Annotated in this window: 2 protein-coding genes; both read right to left on the minus strand. The window is 62.2% G+C overall.

Translation table 11 applies throughout. From position 1 onward, the window contains the following. Positions 1–375 precede the first annotated feature (375 nt). The gene (locus tag AC1D1Y_RS25855; protein ID WP_477684873.1) at positions 376–624 is read right to left on the minus strand and encodes a hypothetical protein; all 249 of its coding nucleotides are present in this window, start codon (positions 622–624) and stop codon (positions 376–378) included. After that, positions 611–787 (minus strand): hypothetical protein, encoded by a 177-nt coding sequence (locus tag AC1D1Y_RS25860; protein ID WP_158304203.1) that lies wholly within the window; start codon positions 785–787, stop codon positions 611–613. Before AC1D1Y_RS25860 ends, AC1D1Y_RS25855 begins: the two co-directional genes overlap by 14 nt. Positions 788–2,792: the final 2,005 nt, after the last annotated feature.

A 2,792-nucleotide genomic window follows, 5' to 3' on the forward strand; every position in this document is an offset into this window, starting at 1 on the left:
GAACCGTACGGTTCGCTCTTCGGGATCTTCGCTGATCGTCGGGGCCGCGCCGATTTTGTGTGTTACTGATCGTAGCGAGGGGGTCCGGCAGCGGCGTGTGCTGCATGTCACCCTCCATGGAAGAGCGCAGATTGGTGGCCGGGCTGGGCCCAACTCCTCCTCAGATCTCGTCGGGAATCACCTTCAAGTGCCACGGCTGCGCGAGCCAGTGGCTTCCGTCGTCAAGCACAACCTCGACGATTGGGCGGCTGACGCTGTAGTAGCGAGTGACAGTTCCGGGCGCGTCGACTACGAGCCCATCCCCCGCGGTGAACGCAACTCGGGTGCCCTCAGGTATCGGCTCACCTTCGACTATCCGGTACGTTGCCGAGCCATTCATCGAGCGCCCTTCCTCGCGTTTGGCGGCCGGCCACCGTGCCCCGGACGGTCGGCCTGCCATTCGTCGATCGTCTTCTCGGTCCACCCGGCGAATGTTCCACGAGGCAGAGAACCGTCAGCGTTTACCGGTCCGATCGTTACGTCCGGCTCAGGCAGGTTGTACCCGCTCAGCGTCGGATCCTTGGCGCCGATCCGCTCGGCGAACTGACGCTTGGACAGGAAGCGCGCCGTCTTACGCTGCGCCATGCCGACGCTTCCATGCGAGTCGGCCATTGAGGCCAATGAACAGCACCAATAATGCGACGTAGATTCCGAGTTCGACTCCGCTACGCCCGTTCACGATCCCGATCACAAGCGCGATCGCCATGAGAACGACAGCGAGAATGCCGAGGCCTTCAGCTCTTGTCATGGTTCATCCTTTCCCTGCGTGTCGATGATGGGATACTGGTTGGTGGAACCGGGGGTGTCGCTAGCACTCCCGGCTCCGATCAACTATCCATCCTTCCCCTTTCTCCGGTGCTTACCCGGCGGGGTCTGGCGTTGCAGGTAGAGGCTGTACAGCCCTACGAGAAGCGCCACGATGGTGATTGACCGATCAAACCAGTCCACATCATCTCCACTCTGCAATTGTTTGCCTGGCCCCTGTAGCCTGACAAGATTTAATCTACCGTACAAAACGGATGATTGCAACCTTTCCGGGCGGGCAATTGGTTTCGATTCCAATTGTGCCGCAATGAGTTACAACATCTTTGAGTGGGGGAACCGCCCGTAGAATGGCTCACAGGCTATTAGGTGGGTCGACGGCGGCCCTGGTGGTTCTCTTCCCTAAGGTTGGCGCGAAAGTCGTCGCTGGGCGCACTATCAAGGGCCGGAGTGGGTCAGCGTGCCGAGTGTGAGAGGTAGCCAAACGCCCACCGGCGCGGAGTGTGATCGCAGCTCGGTGGGCGGCGCGCTCGAACTGTCGGGGACGGGCGCGCGGTCTTGGTGGTCCGCCGACGGTAGCTGTGAACATCCAGTCGGCGGACCATGCGTGTCGGGACCGATGAAAGTTCGACACGCAGATCAGTGGTCCGCCGGAGATCAGGTGGGGTTCGTTCCGGCGGACCAAACCGGAGGTGCCCCGGCCGTTCGCTTTGCAAACATGGGCGGTCCGCCCGTTCGCTAGTCAGCAACGACCGGGCGGACCAGATTGGTTGCCTCACTCGACCTGCGCGTGACCACATTGTGGGTGAGGCGTGCATCGACGTTGGAGGCCGGATGCCGATCTGATTTTACCGAAGGAGGGACTAACCCGCTGATCATCGAGGAGGTGCCCACCGAGCATTTCTTGTGCCGCAACTCGGTGGGCGCGCGTGTCGCACCACTCCCCAGTCTCGACACGCAGTTCTCGGGCTTTGTGCGCCCAAATTCGACTAAGGAATAGACGCACAGTCCATAAGGTGGCCCGCCCGAGCTAAATCGGGGGGACTCGTCGAGCGGGCCGGGTACGCGTCGCGGGGGGTGCAACGCGCACCGGCGATACTACTTCGGCGCGCGATCCGGTGCATGTCTGAGCGCGGCCGTGCTGGCCTGCCCTTACCTTGCGACCCGCGGGGCGGACTGTAGGCGCGGTGGGAGAAGGACCTCGGACTGTTGGAATGATGTTGTTTGCGTGGGGACCCGGCCTGGCCAGGTGTGACCGGGTCCCGTCGAACGCCACCCGCGTCGAGCACACAACACGAATGACCAACCGCAAGCCGGATCCGACCCCTCGATTGAATCCGACCCCTCGAACGTATTTGGCAAGCATTAAGCAAACGAGCGAATCGGACAGAAATCCACCAAACGGATGAGCGCGGCCCAACCCTCAGGAGGAGTATGGAGGCCGCTCTCAGCCTTGTAAGGGAGGGCCCACCCCCGGCGAATGGACAGCCGGAGGGCAGGCCTTGCGCGGCTGAACTGACCCACTCAGAATCGCCGCAGCAAAGGAATTATATCCGCTTCTGGAATGCCGTAAACACATCGATTGGCAGGGCCCGGCTGGTCTTCCCTTACCCTCCGGACCCCGCGGAACCGACGCTACCACTCGTCGAACAGGTGTGCGAATCTTAGAGAATGCGGTCGACGGAACGAGCCCCACAACGCTGCCCGAACGGGCATCCACTGGCGGCGAACACATGCCTCGTCGGCTGGGAGGTCTGCGGCTGCACGACCGCTCACAACGGCGGCCATCGGACGCACTACTGCCGGCGCTGTGGCGAGACGATCCGGACGCCCGAATGCTCCGGCGCGAGCCCACAGAAGTCTCGATGGAACTAGCGAAGTCCTACGCCGGAATTGTCCATTCCCAGCCGCGTCCACCTTCGCCGATTCGGATTGCCGTGGAGCCTGCCGGAACAATGAGCGGCACGACTGATCGCTCTTTGATTCCAGGC

Source organism: Polaromonas sp. P1_G1 (genome assembly GCF_056405595.1).

Excerpts from the sequence above, each read along its gene's own strand:
- AC1D1Y_RS25855 (WP_477684873.1), bottom strand. The coding sequence starts at position 624 with ATGGCGCAGCGTAAGACGGCGCGCTTCCTGTCCAAGCGTCAGTTCGCC.
- AC1D1Y_RS25860 (WP_158304203.1), bottom strand. The coding sequence starts at position 787 with ATGACAAGAGCTGAAGGCCTCGGCATTCTCGCTGTCGTTCTCATGGCG.